Annotated in this window: 34 protein-coding genes; 2 read left to right on the forward strand and 32 right to left on the reverse strand. The window is 25.1% G+C overall.

All coding sequences use genetic code 11. The annotated features are described in order from the left end of the window. Window positions 1-129: 129 nt before the first annotated feature. The 25 genes from IC213_RS18875 to IC213_RS18990 form a co-directional block, all read right to left on the reverse strand. Window positions 130-810 (reverse strand): methyltransferase domain-containing protein, encoded by a 681-nt coding sequence (locus IC213_RS18875; RefSeq protein ID WP_227863450.1) that lies wholly within the window; start codon window positions 808-810, stop codon window positions 130-132. Then, window positions 797-1,615: an asparagine synthase-related protein gene (locus tag IC213_RS18880; RefSeq protein ID WP_227863451.1), complete on the reverse strand. Its 819-nt coding sequence runs from the start codon at window positions 1,613-1,615 to the stop codon at window positions 797-799. Before IC213_RS18880 ends, IC213_RS18875 begins: the two co-directional genes overlap by 14 nt. After that, window positions 1,599-2,774 (reverse strand): DNA (cytosine-5-)-methyltransferase, encoded by a 1,176-nt coding sequence (gene dcm, locus IC213_RS18885; RefSeq protein WP_227863452.1) that lies wholly within the window; start codon window positions 2,772-2,774, stop codon window positions 1,599-1,601. The genes IC213_RS18880 and dcm overlap by 17 nt, the downstream gene beginning before the upstream one ends. Before the next feature lie 78 nt (window positions 2,775-2,852). Beyond that, window positions 2,853-3,362, reverse strand: coding sequence for an adenine-specific DNA methylase (locus IC213_RS18890; protein WP_227863453.1), 510 nt, complete (start codon window positions 3,360-3,362; stop codon window positions 2,853-2,855). Window positions 3,363-3,471: 109 nt separating this feature from the next. Beyond that, entirely contained in the window at window positions 3,472-4,626 is a 1,155-nt protein-coding gene (locus IC213_RS18895) for a phosphoadenosine phosphosulfate reductase family protein (RefSeq protein ID WP_227863454.1), read from the reverse strand. 221 nt (window positions 4,627-4,847) lie between these two features. Continuing rightward, complete coding sequence (locus tag IC213_RS18900; protein WP_227853378.1) at window positions 4,848-4,994, reverse strand: hypothetical protein; 147 nt, start codon at window positions 4,992-4,994, stop codon at window positions 4,848-4,850. Window positions 4,995-5,011: 17 nt separating this feature from the next. Beyond that, window positions 5,012-5,179 carry a hypothetical protein gene (locus IC213_RS18905; RefSeq protein ID WP_227853379.1) on the reverse strand — a complete coding sequence of 56 codons (168 nt, stop codon included), beginning with the start codon at window positions 5,177-5,179 and terminating at the stop codon, window positions 5,012-5,014. A 54-nt stretch (window positions 5,180-5,233) separates the two neighbouring features. Further along, window positions 5,234-5,410, reverse strand: coding sequence for a DNA methyltransferase (locus tag IC213_RS18910; RefSeq protein WP_227863455.1), 177 nt, complete (start codon window positions 5,408-5,410; stop codon window positions 5,234-5,236). 302 nt (window positions 5,411-5,712) lie between these two features. Further along, window positions 5,713-6,117, reverse strand: a complete 405-nt coding sequence (locus IC213_RS18915) for a hypothetical protein (protein WP_227863456.1) — start codon at window positions 6,115-6,117, stop codon at window positions 5,713-5,715. 15 nt (window positions 6,118-6,132) lie between these two features. After that, window positions 6,133-6,549 (reverse strand): hypothetical protein, encoded by a 417-nt coding sequence (locus IC213_RS18920; protein WP_227831880.1) that lies wholly within the window; start codon window positions 6,547-6,549, stop codon window positions 6,133-6,135. Window positions 6,550-6,571: 22 nt separating this feature from the next. After that, window positions 6,572-6,856: a hypothetical protein gene (locus IC213_RS18925; protein ID WP_227863457.1), complete on the reverse strand. Its 285-nt coding sequence runs from the start codon at window positions 6,854-6,856 to the stop codon at window positions 6,572-6,574. An 11-nt stretch (window positions 6,857-6,867) separates the two neighbouring features. Next, the gene (locus IC213_RS18930) at window positions 6,868-7,056 is read right to left on the reverse strand and encodes a hypothetical protein (protein ID WP_227863458.1); all 189 of its coding nucleotides are present in this window, start codon (window positions 7,054-7,056) and stop codon (window positions 6,868-6,870) included. Between the two features lie 15 nt (window positions 7,057-7,071). Beyond that, window positions 7,072-7,272 carry a hypothetical protein gene (locus IC213_RS18935; RefSeq protein WP_227863459.1) on the reverse strand — a complete coding sequence of 67 codons (201 nt, stop codon included), beginning with the start codon at window positions 7,270-7,272 and terminating at the stop codon, window positions 7,072-7,074. 10 nt (window positions 7,273-7,282) lie between these two features. Next, complete coding sequence (locus IC213_RS21095) at window positions 7,283-7,414, reverse strand: hypothetical protein (RefSeq protein WP_255619101.1); 132 nt, start codon at window positions 7,412-7,414, stop codon at window positions 7,283-7,285. Window positions 7,415-7,452: 38 nt separating this feature from the next. Further along, the gene (locus tag IC213_RS18940; protein ID WP_227863460.1) at window positions 7,453-9,633 is read right to left on the reverse strand and encodes an adenosylcobalamin-dependent ribonucleoside-diphosphate reductase; all 2,181 of its coding nucleotides are present in this window, start codon (window positions 9,631-9,633) and stop codon (window positions 7,453-7,455) included. Window positions 9,634-9,715: 82 nt separating this feature from the next. Next, the gene (locus IC213_RS18945; protein ID WP_227863461.1) at window positions 9,716-10,225 is read right to left on the reverse strand and encodes a hypothetical protein; all 510 of its coding nucleotides are present in this window, start codon (window positions 10,223-10,225) and stop codon (window positions 9,716-9,718) included. A 72-nt stretch (window positions 10,226-10,297) separates the two neighbouring features. After that, the gene (locus IC213_RS18950; RefSeq protein WP_227863462.1) at window positions 10,298-10,711 is read right to left on the reverse strand and encodes a DNA ligase; all 414 of its coding nucleotides are present in this window, start codon (window positions 10,709-10,711) and stop codon (window positions 10,298-10,300) included. Window positions 10,712-10,776: 65 nt separating this feature from the next. Continuing rightward, window positions 10,777-11,181, reverse strand: coding sequence for a hypothetical protein (locus IC213_RS18955; RefSeq protein ID WP_227853394.1), 405 nt, complete (start codon window positions 11,179-11,181; stop codon window positions 10,777-10,779). Between the two features lie 120 nt (window positions 11,182-11,301). Continuing rightward, the gene (locus tag IC213_RS18960) at window positions 11,302-11,529 is read right to left on the reverse strand and encodes a hypothetical protein (RefSeq protein ID WP_227853395.1); all 228 of its coding nucleotides are present in this window, start codon (window positions 11,527-11,529) and stop codon (window positions 11,302-11,304) included. A 167-nt stretch (window positions 11,530-11,696) separates the two neighbouring features. Continuing rightward, window positions 11,697-11,930 (reverse strand): hypothetical protein, encoded by a 234-nt coding sequence (locus tag IC213_RS18965; RefSeq protein ID WP_227853396.1) that lies wholly within the window; start codon window positions 11,928-11,930, stop codon window positions 11,697-11,699. Window positions 11,931-11,953: 23 nt separating this feature from the next. After that, complete coding sequence (locus IC213_RS18970) at window positions 11,954-12,127, reverse strand: hypothetical protein (RefSeq protein ID WP_227853397.1); 174 nt, start codon at window positions 12,125-12,127, stop codon at window positions 11,954-11,956. Window positions 12,128-12,169: 42 nt separating this feature from the next. Further along, window positions 12,170-12,310 carry a hypothetical protein gene (locus IC213_RS18975; RefSeq protein ID WP_227853398.1) on the reverse strand — a complete coding sequence of 47 codons (141 nt, stop codon included), beginning with the start codon at window positions 12,308-12,310 and terminating at the stop codon, window positions 12,170-12,172. Between the two features lie 7 nt (window positions 12,311-12,317). Continuing rightward, window positions 12,318-12,695: a hypothetical protein gene (locus IC213_RS18980; protein ID WP_227863463.1), complete on the reverse strand. Its 378-nt coding sequence runs from the start codon at window positions 12,693-12,695 to the stop codon at window positions 12,318-12,320. Between the two features lie 59 nt (window positions 12,696-12,754). Next, window positions 12,755-13,504 (reverse strand): phage antirepressor KilAC domain-containing protein, encoded by a 750-nt coding sequence (locus IC213_RS18985; RefSeq protein ID WP_227853400.1) that lies wholly within the window; start codon window positions 13,502-13,504, stop codon window positions 12,755-12,757. Between the two features lie 119 nt (window positions 13,505-13,623). Then, the gene (locus tag IC213_RS18990) at window positions 13,624-13,833 is read right to left on the reverse strand and encodes an HTH domain-containing protein (RefSeq protein ID WP_227853401.1); all 210 of its coding nucleotides are present in this window, start codon (window positions 13,831-13,833) and stop codon (window positions 13,624-13,626) included. 161 nt (window positions 13,834-13,994) lie between these two features. Here IC213_RS18990 and IC213_RS18995 point away from each other — a divergent pair, with 161 nt between their 5' ends. Beyond that, window positions 13,995-14,336: a helix-turn-helix domain-containing protein gene (locus tag IC213_RS18995; protein ID WP_227853402.1), complete on the forward strand. Its 342-nt coding sequence runs from the start codon at window positions 13,995-13,997 to the stop codon at window positions 14,334-14,336. Between the two features lie 167 nt (window positions 14,337-14,503). Here the strand turns inward: IC213_RS18995 and IC213_RS19000 are convergent, their stop codons facing one another. Continuing rightward, a complete protein-coding gene (locus IC213_RS19000) occupies window positions 14,504-14,659 on the reverse strand; it encodes a hypothetical protein (protein WP_227853403.1) in 156 nt (51 codons plus the stop codon). Window positions 14,660-14,809: 150 nt separating this feature from the next. Between IC213_RS19000 and IC213_RS19005 the strand changes: the two genes are divergently transcribed. After that, a complete protein-coding gene (locus IC213_RS19005) occupies window positions 14,810-15,157 on the forward strand; it encodes a helix-turn-helix domain-containing protein (RefSeq protein WP_227853404.1) in 348 nt (115 codons plus the stop codon). 10 nt (window positions 15,158-15,167) lie between these two features. Here the strand turns inward: IC213_RS19005 and IC213_RS19010 are convergent, their stop codons facing one another. From IC213_RS19010 to IC213_RS19035, 6 genes are all read right to left on the reverse strand, one after another. After that, complete coding sequence (locus IC213_RS19010) at window positions 15,168-15,308, reverse strand: hypothetical protein (protein ID WP_227853405.1); 141 nt, start codon at window positions 15,306-15,308, stop codon at window positions 15,168-15,170. A gap of 808 nt (window positions 15,309-16,116) precedes the next feature. After that, complete coding sequence (locus IC213_RS19015; protein ID WP_227863464.1) at window positions 16,117-17,295, reverse strand: hypothetical protein; 1,179 nt, start codon at window positions 17,293-17,295, stop codon at window positions 16,117-16,119. A 276-nt stretch (window positions 17,296-17,571) separates the two neighbouring features. Continuing rightward, on the reverse strand, window positions 17,572-17,835 hold the full coding sequence (locus IC213_RS19020; RefSeq protein WP_227863465.1) for a helix-turn-helix domain-containing protein: 264 nt from the start codon (window positions 17,833-17,835) through the stop codon (window positions 17,572-17,574). An 82-nt stretch (window positions 17,836-17,917) separates the two neighbouring features. Next, on the reverse strand, window positions 17,918-18,184 hold the full coding sequence (locus tag IC213_RS19025) for a helix-turn-helix domain containing protein (RefSeq protein WP_227863466.1): 267 nt from the start codon (window positions 18,182-18,184) through the stop codon (window positions 17,918-17,920). Window positions 18,185-18,656: 472 nt separating this feature from the next. Next, complete coding sequence (locus tag IC213_RS19030; RefSeq protein WP_227863467.1) at window positions 18,657-20,153, reverse strand: hypothetical protein; 1,497 nt, start codon at window positions 20,151-20,153, stop codon at window positions 18,657-18,659. A 7-nt stretch (window positions 20,154-20,160) separates the two neighbouring features. Then, window positions 20,161-21,576 (reverse strand): zinc-ribbon domain-containing protein, encoded by a 1,416-nt coding sequence (locus tag IC213_RS19035; RefSeq protein ID WP_227831852.1) that lies wholly within the window; start codon window positions 21,574-21,576, stop codon window positions 20,161-20,163. Between the last annotated feature and the right edge of the window lie 103 nt (window positions 21,577-21,679).

The following is a 21,679-nucleotide window of genomic DNA, read 5'->3' on the forward strand; positions in this document are numbered from 1 at the left end:
TACCCACTTTCAAATTTTTTTATAAGATACTTTATGAAGTCATCATTATATATCCATTTATTTTTTTCTTTCCATAACATTTTTGTATTTTCTATAATCATCACTCCTTTTAAAACTGACATTTTATCATCATTTTATTGCTAGTATTCCTACAAAATTATTATATTTTTGAAATATATCTATCTTATTAAATCCTGCATTTTTAATTAATTTTATGTTTTCTTCTAATGTAATTGTTTTTTGAACACCTCTAAGTGACTTATTTTTATTTATTATCTCTTCAAAAGTAAATCCTTTTTCAATCTTAAAATCATAATAAATGTCATTATATAAATCATTTATATCTGATATATTAGTTTTTATTTTGTCTACGAAGAAAAATGCCCCACCTTTATTTAGTGCATTATAAATATTATTAATTGCTAATTGTTTTTCATTATTTTTTATAAATTGTAAAACTAACATCATTGTTATGATGCTACAATTATTCATTTTATAATTTAATATGTCAGCCACTTCTATTTTGAAATTATCTCCTAACTTTTTTTTGGCTTTATTAACCATAGCTAATTCTGTATCTATACCTATCCAATTACAATTAAAGTTATCATCATGCAAACCAAATAAAAGCTCTCCTGTTGAAGTACCTACATCTAATACGTTTGAGTTATTATATATAAAAAATTTACTCATTTTTATTATATTCTTCTGAAAATCGTCATACATATAGACCGATTTTCTTACATGTTCATCAAATTGTTCAGCAACTGCTTCGTTAAATTTCCATCCATAATCTTCATATTTTATCATGTTTATTCTCCATATAATTTTTATAAATAACATTATAAATTCCAACAACACTCTTATATTCTTTTATGTTTAAGTCAGTCTTTAATAATAAATCATGCCATTCTCTTAATGCTGAATTTACTTGCAAATTACTGCTTCTTCTATATAAATCGTATTTATCAATTTCATATTTATAATTTTCATATGTCAGATTTTTTTGTTTAGGCATATGTAGTTCATTATAGGTTTTGCTTAATAATAATTTTACTAATTTATTATTTTCTTTATATGGTACTATTAGATTTTTATTGTATATTTTAAATAATTCTTTTATAAATTTATAAGATGAAGATTCTATATCTTTATGTTTTTTCAATCTTTTCTCATAAAAATCTAATTCATTTTTTCTACCTAACACTTGCATTTTTCTTGATGTACCATATATGTCATCTGCACATAAGCCAGTTAATATAAATTTTTCTTTTATTTCTTTTACCATATATAAAAACGGATGAATACATTGAACTTGTGTTTTTTTCTTAACTTCAAAAGTTTTAATTATATAAGATGCATCATAAATTAAATTTTCTAAATTGTTGTTAATAACTATTTCTGTATATTCCAAATCAAAAATATTAATTATTTTTCTCACAGATATAATATCTTGGCTTTCATGACTTGATAATCTAAAAGAATATACATGTGGTTTTATATGTAAATCTAAACAACTTAAAAGCAAAGATAAACTGTCCATTCCACCACTAAATAAAATAGCTATTTTTTGATTTTTTAAAGTTTCTAATTGGCTATTAATTATAGTTCTCATTTTTATCTCCTATGTAATTAGAAAATAAATCTTTATATATATTCTCTAACATTGGCAATACTATTCCTCTTCCTGCTCTCTCATATAATTTTGAATTTGATAATCCTGCATTTTTGGCTTTATAAAAATCTGTATCAGAGAAACCCATTACTCTCCAACATTCTAAAGGTGTTAATTTTCTTAACTCTAATTTATACTTATCTTTTACAACTAATATTTTTGGTTGTCTATTGCCTCCATTCATAGAATTTAACGTAGGACAGATTCCTTCTGAGCTATAAACTCTTTTATTTGCATCATTACCTTTAATATTTAGTGTTCCTACTTGAATAAGTTCATTTCTACTTTTTATTGAAAAAATATTCTTTGACATATTTTCTTTTAATAATAATTTTTCCTTTGATATTTTATATTTGTCACTTACACTTTCTTCTAATATATCTTTTAATCTAAATTTATTACCTTTTCCTTCTGGCATTTTAAAATTTTGCATTATATCTTTTCTTATACTCACCATTATTACTCTTTCCCTATGTTGAGGAACACTAAAATATTTACCATCTAAATAACCTTTTTCAGAAAAATAATTGTTATATCCTAGTTTTTCTAATTCTCTACACCATAAATCAAACATTTGCTTATGATTTTTACCTATTATGTTTTTTACATTTTCAAACATAATATATTTAGGTTTTTTGTTTTCAATAACTCTTAAGCATTCCCATATTAAAGATGATTGTGTTCCGCTATTTTTCTCAAAACCTTCTTGTCTCCCAGCTACAGATATATTTTTACAAGGAGGACTACAGGTAAAGAAATCAAAGTCTGGTAAATCATCACAGTTTATTAATCTTATATCTCCATAATTTTTATTTCTTATATGTGCAACATATAATTTTCTGAGTTCTTCCTCACTTTTGGGAATTTCTGATTTTCCAGTAGAAAAATTATAGGCTATATTTTTCCTCTTTATTTCTTTCAACATCTCTTCTTTTGTTTTGTTTTCTACAGGATAATCTTCATTATGAATAGCATCGTATGCTATAAGTGCATTTTTATCAACATCACTAACTCCGACTATCTTATAATTTATTCCTAGATTTTTTAATGCCATTATACTACTTCCTACTCCTGAAAATGCTTCAAATACTCTTAACATGTCGTTCTCCTTTTTGAATTGTGTTTTTGAATTGTTTTATATCGAATTGAATATTTAGATTTGCTTAGTCATTTAAGATTAATTTCTTACTTTCTTCTCAACAACTACAATTGTGTCGTTGTGCCATCCACCATGAGGAACTAATAATATTTCTTGTATTTCCATGCCATACTTATTCCCAATACCGCCACTGTTCCAGCTACAAGTTATTACTATTCCATTAGGTTTTAATATTCTGCTTATTTCCTTTTTCTGTTTACTCCAATAACTAGATTGAGTCGTTTTCATATTTACAGTTTTATTTAATTTTCTATAGCTCTCACTGACTTGTCTTGGAGAATATGGTGGGTCATACAAAATCATATCGACTGAATTATCATCAAATATTTTAAAAAAATCTAATGCATCTAAATGATAGTTTGTGTCATACTCTGTATCAATATCATTAGTTATATTTGCAATTTTACTTTCATTTGCAAAAGCGTCTATAACCAAACCATTCACTTTATATTTTTCTATTAATTCTTTTATTGGTTTTATTTTGAAAGTATTTTTATTTGGCATATTCCATTTTCTGTTAATTAACATTCAAGCCTCCTTTATGAAATTAAAACCATGATTTTATCAATTTTTATATTTTTGATTTGCAAATTTCTGAATTGTAATTAAATGGGTTCACTCCTCTGTACATCACTCATTAAAATAAATTGCATCCTCCATAAGTAAATTCTTTTACCTTCTCTACATAATCTTTATTACTTATATTTAACTTCTCACATAAACATTTTTTACATAAATAAACTCTATTATCATCATCTTTATTTTCATAAGTTCCAAATATTTTTAAATTCATTGCTATTTCAGATGGATTTAATTTCTTATGACATTTACATTCTTTATTGAAATATTTTAGAGCTGTTTCTTCAGATATGTTTTTTAGATTTGCTAATTGACTAACTCTTTCGGTTGTTGCCTTTTTATTTATTAATTCTTGCTCTTTTGAAGTCCCTTGCTTCCACTTTCCACCATATGTCCATTCTAATAAACTCCATTTTAATCTTCTTTTTATTCCAAATAGTTCATAATTTTTAGTTAATATATCCTTCCATCTTTCCCATTGAGTAGGATAATATTCTCTGATTAATAAATCTATATAATCACTTTGAAACGGACAGATTAAACAACCAACTCTATTAAATCCCAAATCATACATTTTATTATAGCTTAGATTATTATGCAAAATAAATAACCATATTTCAGCATCACTCCATTTTACAATTGGTAGAAATCTAATCCAATTTTCAGGTACATTCAATTTTTTACCCTTATTAATTTGAGCTTTATTTAAATTCCAATCATAATGACTACGTTTAGAACTTTCTTCCGCTCTCATTCCTAAAAATATTAATATATTATCTTTTTTATCCATAACTTTAGTCATTTGACCTTCTTTATATGTGCTACAACAATTTCTATTCATTACTGTAGGAGTGAAATATTTTTTCTTCTTTGTTATCCATTGATAGTAACCTAATTTAGGGCTTATAATACTATCTTTGCTCATATTATGTTCTTGTTTAAGATATTTATAAGTCTCTGCTGTATCATTGGATGTATTAAATGCTATTAGATTATACTGAATCTCTTCTCCTATTTCTTGAATTGATTTATCTACAATATATTTTGTAATATCAGAATCTTTGCCACCACTTATACTTACAAACAATTTATGACTGTTTTTATATTTCAAAATCCACATTTTAGTCATTTCTATACTTTGTAAATATTTTTCATTTAATACTTTTTTTATCAAGTTATATTCTTGCTCTAATGTATAGCTCTTACAATTCACATTGTTTAAACTATTTTTCTTGATTTTTATTTCATCACATAATCCATCAACTTTAAATGTAATTATTGGACGTTCATCAAAATGATTTAAATATATCTTAGATCCATGTCTCCAACAATCATTTGGTAAAATTATTCCTAATTTTAATTCTAAGAATTTCTTTTCTTCATTAAATATTGGTTTAATAGTATATCACCCTCAATCTTATTAAAATAATACTTTTAATCTAAGTTATTACTCGATAATAATAATGCTACAGCACAAAATCCATTAACTATTATTCCATTAGCATCTCCCCCTAAATAATTAGCTCCCATACAACCTAAATTAAAAATTGCTGCAATTTTTAAAATCAAATTTAAAATCAAATCAATACTCCTTTCTTTTATTCTTTTTTATTGATATACATACTACTTGATGGTATAAGAATCCAGATTAGCAACCATGCTAATGTATTTATTGGATATGTTGTATCCAAGAATTGAAATTGTGGGAAGTTTAAAATATCTACTACCCAAATTATTATAAGAATTATTTTTAAGACTTTAAACATTTGTTCCTCCTTTATTTTGGATATATAAAGTTCATGTTGAAAATAAATATATAATTATCCTATGTTCTCCAATCTATCACAACTTATATAAAAGTATGTCTCATCAAGTTCTATACCTACAAATCTACGATTAGTATTCAGACAAGCTATTCCTGTACTTCCACTTCTCATTGTGAAGTCCAATATCAAGTCACCTTTATATAAATTATAATTCCCCTTATCTATTACCATTTAATCACCCCTATTTTATTGATTTTCTATTTATTCAAACCACCCTAATATTTCAAGAAAACATTACTTGCTACCCACTTATTTCAACTTCATCCACTTATTCTCAACTCCCCATTAAATAATTCATATTAAAAATATCGCAATTAATACTTTTGCTAGTTTTATATGATAAATTTTATAAAAATTAGCACTCCTATAAAACTAAAAATTGATAATACAAGAATAATTCTTAACCACTTAGGAAATATAACTCCTATTATTTCTTTATTACTAAACATAACCTAACACCTCTAATATATTATCTACCAATCTATACAAACACTTCCTAGTTTTAATTTAATTAATTCTTTTTTGCAATTTTCAATCCACCCAACTTTATCTTCATAATAAAAATCCTCTTTATTTAATTCTTCTGACTCCTCTTTAAGCATATCTAAAAATTTTTCCAAATCGCAAATTTGATACTTACTTATGTCATTATCATATAACTTTTTATCTATGAGTTTACTTAAATTAGAAGATTCTTCTTTTGAAAATCTAAACATATAATTTCTTTTTAATGGATATTTCTCTAGCTCTTTTATGTTATTAATCACTCTATTTTCAACTTCCTTGACCCAATCTTCTAGTTTTAAAACTCCACCACAATAATTAATTATCTCATTTATAATATCTTTATTTTCTACAATATCTGTATTAAAACGCATATAGCATTTCTCCCTTCATATATTTTTTATCAGAACTTGCTTTCCATAATGATTTACATGTTTATATTTCATCTTACCCAAATATTTAACATAAACTTTTTTCTTTTTATTATCTGTCCAAGATACAATTATTCTTTGTCTAACCTTTTCTCTTTTTATAAAATATTCAAACTCTTTGAGTGTATTCTTAGCCCATATAAGACCTTCTAATCCACATTCTCCAGTACAATAATCCAATGTTTTTTCTCCTCTTATCCAAGCCTTTACATCTTTTCTTTTATAAGCTATAGCAAGTGCCACATTCCATTCTATATATTTGTTCAATTTTTCTTTTATAAGGAATAAAAAAACTGTTTGATTATTAGATAGTCTTTGTTTTTTATAGTATCCACAAAATACACCAGCCTCTATTAATCTTTGAAAAATAACCACCTTCTATTAATTATTTTTTTCGCTATTCGCCTACCAATATCCACAAAATTCTCTTTCCCCATTTAATTTTAATAAAATCTAATTTATCTAAATTATAAAATAATTCAGGCTTGTTTCTTCTGACTTCAGAGGTAGATTTAACTATTCCACATTCTACCATTAATCTAGGTATGAATCTTTCCTCTGTATAATATATTTTATCTTTAATAAGCTCCCATTCTTTGTCATTAGCAGCAAATATATTTTTAGGGTCTACTAATGGTTTTCCCACTATAACATTTTCTTCATATTTGAACATATTGTTCATAACATTCCCCTCTATATAGAATTACTCAATAAACCTAATTTTTCTAATATACTTATCTTTGCATCTTCAAGCTTACATTTATTACAATCTTTCTTAGAATTTTGCATTTCATCATAAGCACATCCGCTACGACAAGGATTTGATGACAGATAAGCGTCTATAGCTCTTATTTCACTCTCAGTCAACTTTATTATTTTCATAACTCCCTCCTCTGACTATTCTACTTTTTCCCAATTTACAAATTTATAAATATTTAAATTTGAATCTATATAATATAAGTCATATTGTTTAATATTTTTATTTTTAAGTTTTAATGAACTTTTCAACCCCCCTAATGTTTTAAATCCAACTTTACTATCATTACCTATATAGAATTCTTCTGTATTCTTATTTTTTGCGAAGTAAATCTTATTCATCTAATCTCACCTATCTTTTTTTATTCTTTTTCCATGTCTTAAATTTAATATTAGATTTAAAATCTATGAAATCATATTCCACCATCTTTTTTCTTCTTTGTTGCTCTTTAAGAAATCTAACCGTAAACTCTTCTTTAGTCAAACTAATCACCCCCAAAGAGGGAATAACCCCCCTCTCAATTAATTGCATTTACTCCACCCACAATCAGGACAAGTCATGCATCCTTCTATCATTTGAATTTCTAACCCACAATCAGGACATTTTGGTTTAAATTCTTTAGATTCTTCCACTTTTTCTCCTTGTTTTTCTTTAAGAAAATCTTTTACGGCATTTAAAATAGTGATGCCACAATGATTTCCTCGGTTTAATATATTTCCTTTTGCTCTACTTGCAGCAAAACTAGGACAAGTGTTAACACCCTTCAAAGCCTTTTCTATATTATCTAAAGTTCCTCCGAGTCTAAGCATTCCAGACATTGCGATTGTTGCAGCTTCAAGAAGTTTTTCACACCCACCTGAACCAGCCTTTTTTACATACAACTCCTGTATGGCTTTTTCTTTTTCTGAATAGGATATAAATAAAATTAATTTACCACATCCAACATATAGCTCTTTTTTATATGAAACAGTATCATTTGATACAGATTTCCAGTCTCCTCTTTTAAGCTCTTGTGTGTTGTTTATAGCATTAGTTGTAAGAATTCCTTCACGTTTACAGCCAGCTCTATATATTGTCAATCCTTTTAGCCCATTAATCCATGCTAATAAATACAACTCTTTAACTTGTTCAATTGTTGATTCATGTGGTAAATTTACAGTAGAAGAGATACTTGCATCTATATGTTTTTGGAATGCTGACTGCATTAAAATACGTTCTCTTGGAGTTAGCATTGTTGCTGTTACAAAGTAATCAGGAAGTGCTTTTTCATCTTCAATGTTGTTTTCTTTCATATATTTTTTAACTATAGGTGTGTAGACTTTATAATATTTTTCTTTATCATGTAAACTTTCAGTTTTTCTAGTGTAAGAAAAGGCAAAGATTGGTTCTATTCCTCCAGATATTCCTAACATAGTTGATATGCTTCCAGTAGGAGCTATTGTTAAAAGTTGTGAATTTCTAAGACCATATTTTTCGATTAATTCTAGTGTTTCATGAGATGCATTTTCCTGAATAAATTCTGATTTTAAAATACATTGTTTATATTTTGGATATGTGCCATATTTTTTTGATAATAAGGCTGATTGTTTTAGTGTTTCATCTGCTAAACATTTACCTATCACATTGCATAACTCAATAGCCATTTCCGAACCATATCTTACATTCATTTTTATAAGCATATCAGCTATTCCCATTACTCCAACGCCAATTTGTCTATAATCTCTAACTGTATCTCTTTGGATTTTTAATGGGTGTAAAGGTAAACCTTCATCTAAAACATCGTTCATTGCCTTTACTACTGTTTTTATATCTTTTCTAAAATCATTATAATTAAAAGTTTTATCTTCTTTGACATATTCACTTAAATTAAATGAACCTAAAAGACAACTACCACCTGCTGGAAGCGGCTCCTCGGCGCAGGGATTTACACCTGCATATTCAAATTCATCATCTTCACTCAATAAATTATAATTATTTATTTTGTCCCAAAATAAAATTCCTGGTTCTGCATAATTCCAATTATTTTCACATAGTTTATTAAATAGTTCCTTAGCGTTTATTTCTTTAACTATAATTTCACCAGTTTCTTCTCTTGTAAAAGAACAATTATACATTGGATTTGAATCTATTCCTGTAGCTTTTTGCATAAATTCATCTGTTATTTTTACAGAAATATTTGCTTTGGTAATTTTATTTAAATCTGTTTTAATATCTATAAATTCTTCAATATCTGGATGGTTAACATCAAGAGATATCATTAATGCAGCTCTGCGTCCACTTTGACCTATTGTTTCAGCAACCAAAGAGTATGTATCCATAAAAGAAACTGCACCAGTTGTAGATTTGGCAGAATTATTGACTTTTGCTCCTTTAGGTCTTAACTTAGAGATATCAATTCCCACTCCTCCACCATAGCTAAATGTTCTAGCTAAATCACTACATGTTTGATATATATCTTCAATAGAATCATTTGTGGGCAAAACATAGCAATTTGAGTAAGTTATTTTCCTTCCATCTTTTTGTAATCCTCTATTAGCTAATATTCTTCCTCCAAATAAGAATTTTTTTTCTTGTATCAATTTTTTTACTTCTTCATCCCCATTTGATACTCTATTTAACCATTCATTAAATGTTTCACTTTTATTTCTATATTTATTGTCCCAGATAGCATTTTGCATTTCATTCATTTTCCAATCCACCATTAAATCACTCCTCTTATTTAAAAATTGACTTGTAATACATTAATATACTAAAATATCTAAAAATTTATATCACCTCCTTTAGTTAAGACATGAAAATTAAATTTTTATTTATTACTTTTATTATTTCAACAATATCATTATTCTTCACTATAGCACTATTGGACATTCTTTCTTTCAAAGCAGCAACTTCAATTAAAATTGAACTCCCTTGTAAACTAATTGATATTCCTACTTTGTTTATATTTCTTAAAAACTTATTGTTTACACAGTTAAATCCACATTCTCTTAAGTAAGCATCTATCTCTTCGCTAACTATAATTGCATCATTTTTAATACATGTTTCTTTAAACTCTTTTGTTATTCTTATTCTCTCTTTTTCCACTGCTTCATTAAATTTATTTAAATCAACCTTTTGAAATGCTATGTCTTTTATGTAATAGTCACACTCATCTATAGCTCTTACAAATATACCTATCTTTTGCTCCCCATTCACATTAACAACTAACGTATCATCTTTTTCTAATTTCTTAATATCGGTTCTAAATGTCATTTCTTCTCCATCTACAGTTGCTACGATTGCTCTATCTAACATTTTCTTTCCCCCTTATCTCTTTTCTTTGTATCTTTATTATACTATATATCTTATTATATCACAACTGTTTTTTTATTTATTTTTTTCTATAATTAAATATGGCATTATTTTATTTACAGTTTTAGCTGATACTCCTAATTTAATATTTTTAGTAGCTAATTTGATGATAAAATCCTTTAATTCTCTATTTTTACTAGAAAATACTTGTATTGTCCTTATATCTATATTTCTTCCAGAGTTATTCTCAGAGAGATAATCAATCATATCGTATATATTGTTTAAAGTGATGTAATTAGTATTGTTTAGCATCTTAAATATTTTCTTTTTTGATATACCAGTTGAAATATTTTCATCTAATAAAAATTGTAAACACTCTACAAACATTCCATTATTCTTATTTTCTTCAAGTATCCTTATTTTTTCTTTTCTGTTTGATGTAGCAATTAAATTATTGAATATGTTTTTTATTTTTAAAAGTTCTTTCATTAACTCCTCCTATATCTACTAGGTAAAATCAGATTAAAATACTTGTTTTAACTTAATTTTCTAATTTATACAATTTTAAAATACTTTTCAACTATTCCTTTTACTTTGCCATAAGAATGGTGTTCTGAAATAGCCTTAGTTATAGCCTTTTTTATGTACCCTCTACACATTCTTAACGAATCCATTTTAAATTTTTCCGATTCACATTTTAAATGATTAGCATATTTAGAGTTAGTTATATACAAGTCCCCAGCATCATTTAAAATGTATCTTTCTTTTATTTCGTTTCTCTTGAAGTAACCAAAGTTACCTATATTTATTTCCCTTTTATCTTCCTCATTTCTTTTATACTTATATAATTCCTCTACAAAATCTGAAAACTTATCTATAAAATTATCTTCTTCAAATTCAACAATAAAAGTATGACACGAATTATAGTATTGAGATACTATTAATGAATATTTGTACATCTTAATCCCCTTTCATGTTATCATAATTTTCAAACTTTTTTAGTTTCAATCTATATTAATAAACTCTACTAATTATAAAACCTCCTATTATAAATATCACACTAACTAAAATATTTACTTTTAATAATCTCCTCGATTAAATTCAAAATAAGTTTTTTTATTTCTGGTTTCATGGTCAAGTATTCTTAAAACATCTTCTTCAGTTAACTTTCCAGCTTTTCTCTTTTTAATAAGCCATTTTTCTAAAGCTTTACTATATTCGCTACTATATATATAGCTTGGCAAGTCATTCCATTCAAATATTGTTTTAAAAAATAAACTTAAGCCTTCTTCGACACTAATATTCATTTTTATATCCTCCTCTTGTTATTAATTATTTATACATTTCGCCACAGTTTTCACATTGATATACAATACCTATTTTTGTACTAAGTTCATACACATCTCCACCACATTCACATTTTTTTATTCTCACTGGCTTACTCTTCATTTTGAACTCTCCTTTAAGTTTTTTATTAGTTAACTGTTGTATCTAATAATCTTGAAACTTGTTTTATTTGCCAATCAACTGGCAATAAATTATTTTCCATTAATTTATATAGCATACAATTATGTTCATCTAAATCTTCCATATATCCAAGAGGACAATTTTTACAATGCTTAGATTTTGTACAAATATATTTAATAGTATTTAAAGCAACTATAGTATTTTCTATATCATCTTGTGTTAATTCTGTTTTGCAATTCATATATACCTCCTTTAAATTATTGGTTAAATACTTATAATTTCTAAATTTTTAACTGGTAATTTAATATTAATTTCACTTTCTACACCATTTTCAACTAATTCACTTGAAATTTCATATTTCAAAACATATTTGAAATCATGTCCATCAATTATAATTTTAGTTCCATTTTTACCAGTTTCAATTTTCACATCATACATTTTCTCACCTACCTTTGTTTAATCAATATTTTAAATATTCTTTTATAACTTTTCTAACATCTTGCAATTTTTCTTATCGCATTTACTGTCACAACCACATTTTTCAATTACTTTAAACCATTTTTTACATACTTTTCTTTCAGCACAAAGCTTTTTTATTAAATTAAACTGATATTCTTCCATTTAATCATTACCTCCTATTTTCAAATAAATCTCCATAGCAACTAAAAAAACCTTCTTCTCCAAATTCAAGATATCTTTCTATAAGAATATTAATATTTAACTCTGTCTTCATCATTTTTATCAATTCATTTATAAACACTAATTTAAATTTCTTGGCTTCACTATCATATATTTTATAAGACGCTATTTTTTCAAAGAATAATTCATTTTCTAATATCTTAATTACTAGTCTTATGTCTTTATGTAACAAAGCATATTCTAATCTAGTAAAAGAGTCTTTTAATGTTTTACTAGATTGTTTATTTCTTATAGCTTTAACTCTTTTACTAGTTTCAAATAAACCTTGTTTTTCATTTTTACATTCTTCAATAGCTCTTATAAACATTTAATCTTTCCTTTCATGTATTTTTTAATATTTAGTTTTCAAGGTGCAGTTCAGGCAATTTAACTTATCTTCTTAATTTTCTTTACAAATTCTATAAGCCATTTTCTGCCTATTTCAGTCCATTTTAATTGTGTGTCACATTCACTTATTTTAAAGTCTGCATATTCAGGTATCATCCACTGATACTCTCTATAGGGCTTCCAACATTTTACTCTACCATTCTTTTTAACTGGATATATTATCTTATTTGTATATAGTAGAGTATTTAATGCTTGTGCTGTCATGCCTAAATCTTTAGCAATATCTGTTGTAGTAACTAATTTTTCAGGATTTAATACTTTATCATGATAAATGGCTTTTGGCTTCATTTCTTCATTTTCTATTTGCAACTTTTCATTTTCTTTAATTCTAGCCAAAATATGCTCTAATGCCTCTTTATATGTAGTTGGTAAACTAAATTCTTCTCTTTTTACTCTAAAGTAATTATTTATTAATTCTCTTTGAACTGTCCATGCCAAATCATCTGTTAAAGATTTTACTAACATTAGATAACCACTTTCAGTTATTAAAATCCCATTTGGGGCAAATTTACTAAAACCATATAGCTCTAAGCTTGGTACGATTTTCGTACTGACCTCAAAATAATCAACATTTTCTACAAAGTATTTTTTATTATCTGAAAAATTTCTTTTAGCTGTACCTTCAGCTCTCCCATGTACAAAATCTATCTCTTTAAATGTAACTACTCTTTTACCTTTAAACTCCTTTACTTGTAATTTTTTATCATTTACTAAAATCGCATTACTCATTTAATTTCCCCCTTTATATAAATTAATTTTTTTATTTTTTAGAGTGTTTTTTTACTAATAACTAATAATTCTCAACTTACATTTTTCATTACTATCTTACTCATTTTAAATGTCTTTCTTTAATACTTCATTTTTTTTGGAATTAAAAATTTATCCGCTGGTTCATCAATTGCCATTAAAATTAATTCAAATTCATCAAAAGATAAATTTCTATTACCATCCAAAGATGATTTTAATTTTGTCATAGATATTCCAGTCACTTCAGATAGGCTTTTTTCAGATATTTTATTTGCTATTAAATACTTTTTTAATCTCCTTGAAATACCCATATAATACGCCTCCTATAACTTCAATTTTATTGGATTATTTTAATAATATTCCATTTTTATAGGAATGTCAATAAGTTTTTGAATTTTATTCCATTTTACTTGAATTTTTAATTTACAAATTCCATAATTAATGGTATATTTATATTAGGAGGTGTTGAAATATGATAAATAATCAAACTTTAGGTGATAAAATTAAATCAGCACGAAAAAACAAAGGATTAAAGCAATCTGAATTATCCAATTTACTTGGAATAAGAAACACTACTGTTAGTAGTTGGGAAAATAATTCAAGTAAACCAGACATTAATATTTTAGAGTTACTTTGTGGAATACTAGATGTTAGCCCAAATTTTTTCTTTAATACTGATAATAAGGAAAACATTACAATTAAAGAACTTGAACTTATAAGAAAATACAGATTGCTCGATAATAGAGGTAAAGATACTATTAATTCTTTAATAGATATTCAGTTATCTTCAAGTGACAATTATTTCAAAGAGTAGTTATTTCTACTCTTTGAAATAATTAAAAATATTTAAATTGTTTTATTTATCATATTTAATACCTTCACCAAAACCACCTTCAACTATATGTGTAATTATAAATTTTAAATTTATGGTTGCACTTTTTATTTGCTTGAATATTCAGTTTTCAAAGTACATATGTATATTTATCTAAATTTATTAATTAAAACATCCTCATACTCAAATGATGTTTTAATAGAACCTTTTAACTCTCCAAATTTCTGTACATCTGTTTTTTTAATCTTCAAAAACATTTTCCCTAATAATTCTAACTCTTTTTGGCTCATCTTTTTTTTATGCAAATATTATCACTCCTTTTATGTCTTTGACATTTTATATTTAAATTATATTATGTCATTAGCATACTGTCAACATCAAATATGTTTTTGACATATTTTATATCTATTTTATTGCAAAGACATATTTTATATGATAATATATTTTAAAAGGAGGTGATAATATTGAATAAAAGATTAAAAGAATTACGAAAAAAATTAAGATTAAGTCAGAAGCAAATGGGAGATAAATTATTTCTATCTCAAGATCATATTTCATCTCTAGAGACAGGTAGAAGAGATTTGACAGATAGAATAATTAACGATATATGTAAAGAATTTAACGTAAATGAAGACTGGTTAAGAGAAGGAGAAGGAGATATGTTTCAAGACCCAACTCTAGACATGGATTTCGACGATGATATTAAAGAAATGCTGAGGATGATAAGTAAATTAAGCCCTGAAGCACAGAAAAGATTATATAATGTAGCTGAAGTTTTTTTAGAAGAAGAAAACAAAAAGTAAAAAGAGGAGGTTATGCTCCCCTTTTTTTATTTCCGTATTTCTCAACTTTAGATTTATAATTTATAAACTTATCTTTATTAGTCCTTTTTAACTCCGACAGCATCTTACCTAGTTTTATTAATTTTTCTTTGTTAATTTTCTCTTCTGACATAAACTTTCCCCCTTTAGAAAAATAAAGTATACCCAATAAATGCTTCCCCTTGCACTTAATTACTTACATTGTAGCATATATTCTATCTTAGTAGTTCTTCCATTTTTTACCAGTTATCGACATATTTTTTCAATTTTCAAACTATTTATTATTAATAATATCTATCTCAATTTTATATTTAATTTTATAGTATAAGATATAAAAAATAGATAGAAATATAAATAATTAAATTCTTTTCAAACATACGTTCTGGATATATGTATAAAATATATGCTGATTATTTTTTAGCACATTATTATTATAACTCTTTTTGTTCGACTTTTCAAGAACATACATTCGATATTTTCTATCTTTTATATTATTAAAATAAATATTAATAATCTCTTTATTTATTAATAAAAATAAAAGTTTATCTTGTTTCAGAACTTAAAAACAAGATTTAAAAACAAGATTTAAAAACAAGATTTAAAAACAATAATTAGAGAACTAAAAAAAACTACATAACAAAGAAATGGCAACAAATATAAGAAAATATAAATTTTAATAATAATATGTTGTTGATGTATTATTATTTTTTTATAATAAGTTTCTTAGTAAATTGGATAATTATATATTCTTATTGGAAAATTAAGTTATTAATATGTATAAAAAACTTTCTATTGTGTATATAATTTAATTAAAATAAGAATAAAAAAATAGAACTAATAGAGATTTTACACTCTTTATAGTTCTATTCGAGTATTTCATAATTTGAATATAAACACTAATAGGAGTAGTCAAAATCAATTTTTTTGAACTACTCCATATATTAAATTGCTATTGCTAAACTTCCATTCTTATTTATACTCTGAACAATCAATGTTCTTATAAACGCCCCTGGATTATGTATTTCATTATAGTTTGTATCTTCTTCATCAACTGTATATTTATTAAACATATAATCTAATGCTGCTAGAACTCTACTAATACCATATTGCACTGCTAATCCAACTAAGTCATTTATAATAATATCTTTTTCCATTTCTAATTTACTTTTTAAATCTTCTTCAAATAAATTATGTCTATCTAAATTTATCTGAGATAACACTTTACTATAATTAGAACTCAAAGAGCAACCAGTATCGTCAAAGAATTTTAATATTTTTATTCTAATTGATTCTGTATATTTATCTGAGATGGTTTCTTTCGTCTCGTAACGCTTTGTATCTATTGTATCATTACTTATATCAAATAGAGTTTTAGAACTCCTTAAAAAGGCTTCTGTACGCTTGTTTGATTTCTTTATGTATTCTGGAAGTATGGATATAAGATTATCTTTTTTAAATCGTATTCTTTTACCTAACTTACTTCCTTTAGCATCAGCCCAAACTAACTTTTTAATTTCAAGTTTTAACTCATTTACATTTTCAAAACTTAATAGGTGATTTAAAGTATCTAATGACATAGTCAAGTAACCTTTTCCACCATCTTCTTTTTTAAGATGATTCTTGTATTCTTCATCTATAACTATATCGAATTTACCTCTTTTAATTTCTGTAGAATAAACTAATCCAACTTGTAGTAATACATTATGATTATGTCTTGCTGTAACAACAGAAACATTGCATATATCAGCTATGTTTTGGAATGATACTGATTTTCTAACATAATTTTTATTAGTTACTATAAAATGATATGCTAAATACTGTTTTATAGCACTTTTACTTAAAGCCATACATTTACTTTTATTAGTTACAATCTCTATTGTACCTAGTTCTGTTTCTTTTTCTGTAACATAAGAAAACTCTGATATAGTTTTTAGTTTAGGACAATTTGAACAGAATTCTTTTAATTTAGTACTGTCAAAAGAAGGATTATTTTTTATTGCACAAGAATTACAAGCAGAATAATCTATTTTTTCTACTTTTCTTATAGAAGTTTTAAAAACATCTAAGATATCTTTTAATTTTAATTTTGATATTCTAGCAACTGGTTTTAATTCTTGCATTTTATAATCCTCCTTTCTTTATTTTAAATAAATTTAACACCTTCTATTAATCCGTTTTTATAACTTTAAAACATCTCTAAATGTTTCAGCTCTATTTGTAAATCGTCAAATTCGGAAAATAGTTTCTTTTGATTTTCGTTCAAAGTGTTATTTAAACAATTATATATATTGTTAATTCTACTCTCTTATTGAATTTTCTAACATTTAAAATCACTCCTATATAATTTCTATAAGGATATTATAACATACAACTGTCCACAAAGTAATAAAAGGACACTAATAAGTATTTTGTTTTATATTTCCGATAACTGTTTTGCTGCAATTCCATTTCTCAGCACATTTTCTTAAACTCATACCATTATCTAAATCTTTTTTTATCTCTCTTACTTCTTCATCTTTAAATCTTTTATTTTTTCTGCCCTGATGAACCACATAATAGTTTTCATCTAAATCTATAAAGCTTATACCAGCTTTTTCTAATTTTTCTTTATCATTTTCACTCACCAAAAATACTTTTTCATTATTATATTTAATACTCATAATTTTCTCCTTGGTATTAAGTTATAATATTCCTATAAACTTATTATAACATCAGTGTAGGTTGATGTAAATAAAACCCACACTAGTATTCATTGTTTTTTATTCTCATAATTAATTTAGTATCTGTGTTCCATTTTTCAGCACATTTTCTTATACTTAATCCGTTATCTAAATCTTCCTTTATTTGTTTTACTTGTTCATTATTAAATCGTTTCCTTTTTCTACCCTGCTGGACAACATAATAATTACCATTTTCTAATGTTTCATATTTAATTTTAGATTCATTCAGTTTATCTATATCTTCAATTTCAACAATAACAACTACTTTATCTTTATATTTAATACTCATATTGTAATAACTCCTTATATAAAGAATTCTATTTTACATTATTTTATTTTTTTAATAGGACGGGTTCAACGACGCTATTTTATAAAAGTTACATTAATGTAAGTTGATAATTACATTTTTAAGAAATATAAAATAAATGTAATTATTTATTAAGGTTTAAATAAATATACTTTTTACTAACTTTATATTAACCTTTTTTATTAAGACTTAATAGGACGGGTTTAACGACGCCATTTATTATACATTTAAGTAATTGCAATAGGTATAGAATAGGACGGGTTCAACGACGCCATTTCCTGTAACTTACTATTTGCAATATACTCAAGTACATATGAAAAATATGAAAAAATTTATCGACAAAATTTTTAAGCAAAAAATAGCCATTTTCTTTAATAGGACGGGTTCAACGACGCCATTCCATATTTTGAAAAAGGCTATTTTTTTAATAGGACGGGTTTAACGACGCCATTTATTATACATTTAGGTAATCTGGTAAAGATAAAATGGTATTATTTAATAGATGTTTTCTTTTTTCCACATCTTCATAAAACCATATTTCAAAATATCCTGTACATTTTTTATAATCTTTTATTATAAATTGATTTTTTAATATCTCTTTTAAACCATCTTCTACAATTTGCATGTTTTCTTTTGTTTTACTACTTTTGAAATGTACATATTTTTTTAGTTTATCTAGTCCAAAGATATAGCTTTTATCCTTGATATCTATACCTTTAAAAATCTCATAACTTCTTATACCCTCTAGTAAATATGCTAAATTTTTAGATTGAGGAAGTTTTAATTTTTTTAATTCATTTCTATACATTATTTCTGTATTTACAGTATCTATTTCATTAATAAAAGCTTTTTGTGTTTTTATAATTCTTCTTCCAGATTCATCAAATTCAAAATCGACCCTTGAGAATAAAACAAATCTGGACTTAGAAATAGTTTTTCCGGACTCATCTTTTTTTTCTGTATAGAATGTATACTTAGGAAGTTTTAGAAACTTTTCTTCAATTCTTGAATAATTAGACTGTGTATCCGTTAGGCCTAAATAATTTATAATATCTTTAGTATAAAAAGTATTAAATGATAGAGGACTATATGTGTAAGCATATCTAATTATTTCTAAGTCTTGACTATCAAGCTCTATTTGTTTTTCATTATCTAATTCAAATTTCAAAAATGTAGTATCATTTTCACTTTTATTCTCTAAAGAAAATTCATAGAAAAATACTAAACTCTCACCACTATCATTAGTATCACATGCTTTAGATATATAATTATTATCTTTTTTTTCAAGTAGTAGTTTTTTTGACTTTCTACCTGCTGTTTTAGGAACAAATAAACCTGGAGCTAATTGAACAGGACTTTTTACTACAACTTTATTTATATCAAATTGGTATTCTACCATTAATATTTCTGTTATACATAAAATTAAATCATATTCAAAAGCATTATTGATTTTTTTATCACTTAACTCTTTCAAATATGGATAGTCTGTAACATTGTAAAGAATATTAGAAGACCATTCTTCTAAAAATGCTCTTCTTTTTTCAATTAAATCATCTGGACAAGAGATACCATCAACAATTAATTTTCCATTTTCAATAAATTCATTTTTTACAGATAAGAATTCTTTTTTTAACAATGTATTTTGTTTCTTTTCTAGTGATTCTAAAGCTGTATTTGCCCATCTTTTTTTTAACTTTAATACATTTTTTCTATATCTTTCTCTAAGCCTCTTAGCCTTTTCATAAACCTCTAATTCTTCGATTTTTTCTGATATGGCAGAATAAATAAAATCCTCAAATAATAATTGTATATCTTCATTAGATAGATCTGTTTTTATCTTCATTACTTGAAAAAATCTACTTGTTATTTTCTTGAATTTTTCTCTATCATAAATCGCATGTATAATTAAGTCTATTTTACTTAAATTTATATTAGCATTTTCTTTTTTCATCACAAAATTACTCCTCTTTGGCATATTTTTGCTTATAGATAATTTTAGCATTATCTGGTCTTATTTTATATCCTAATTTACCCTTTAGTTTTTTTAAATTTTCTATTGTCAATTTCAAACCATTTTCTTCTGCCAACTTCATTTGATGCATAAATCCAGAATAATACACACTGTTAATTGAAAGTTTTACTTCATCTGTTACATACATTTTATTAATTGCTCTATTTAAAATTGAAAACCTTCTAACTAAAGTTGAGTAAGGCATAGTATTTGTTCCATTATCGTTTGTAGTAGATGGCTTTGTTTTTATTAAATATTCAGATTCCATATTGAAATCATAGTATAAATTTGTGCTATTTTTAGAATCTTCATCTAAAAATTGGGCATAACTTCTTTGTTTAAAAGTACCTTTTGCATATCTTTTCAATGTCTCATCCATACGAATTATTCTATCTTTAAGTTTTATTGTATTGTTTTCAAAATCTAAATCATTCTTTTTAATACATCTTAAATCTTCGGCATTTTTACCTAATATGCCACAGAAAATTGCATATAATATGAATTTATCCTGATAATTAATTAATTCATAGCATAAATTAATTAACTCTTCTTTTTTTAAGTATTCATAATTACTAACTTTTAAATTTTCTACTTTTAAACTTCTAAATGTAACTTCATACCCTAGCAGCTCAAATATATACTCTAATGTATTTACGAATGTCATCATTGTACTATATTTTTTTTCACTTGCGTAAATATTTGTGTATTCTAATATATCAGATATAGTAAAAGATGCAATATAGTTATCTTTCTTTTTTGTAAGTTTATTACTATCTTTTAAGTATTTAAATAAATGCAAGTATCTTGTTTTAAGATGGTATTTATAGATATCATCCACTTTCTTATCATCAATTATTTTATTAAATGAGTCAGCATTTAAAATATTGTACTTATTTACTATTTTTTTATCTTCATGCTCTTCCATATGTTTGTCTATAAATTTTGTATTTACTATTTTACTTATTCTCTTCTCAAAGATTTCTCCACATACAGGGCATTCAAACTTATAAAATTTATTTGAACTAGGAGCAACTTCATTCATTTTTACGTCATTTTGCTTACTCCAATATTTTTTTAATTCAGGAAACTTACTTTCAAAAGATGTTTTTTTATCAACCTTATGTACTTTTTTATGTTTACATTCAGGGCATCTACTATTATTTTTAGTAAAATTACTACATCTGACTTCGTAATCTTCATGTTTTTTATTTTCAGTACATTTAATCCAAACTTTTATAGTGGATGAAGATGAAGAAATATCATATGGACTTATTTCATTCTTGTCACTCCAATATTTTTCTATAAAGTTTTTATCAGTATTTTCAATGTGGTATTCAGCAAAGCTTTTTCCTTTTTTAGCCATTAATTCACCGCTTTTCTATAAAGGTATTGTATATATATTATACAATAATTATATAAAATTATACATAAAAATATAAAATTATATTTCAAAATAAAAAAATAAC

This window comes from Clostridioides sp. ES-S-0049-02, assembly GCF_020658465.1.
Lineage (GTDB): Bacteria > Bacillota > Clostridia > Peptostreptococcales > Peptostreptococcaceae > Clostridioides.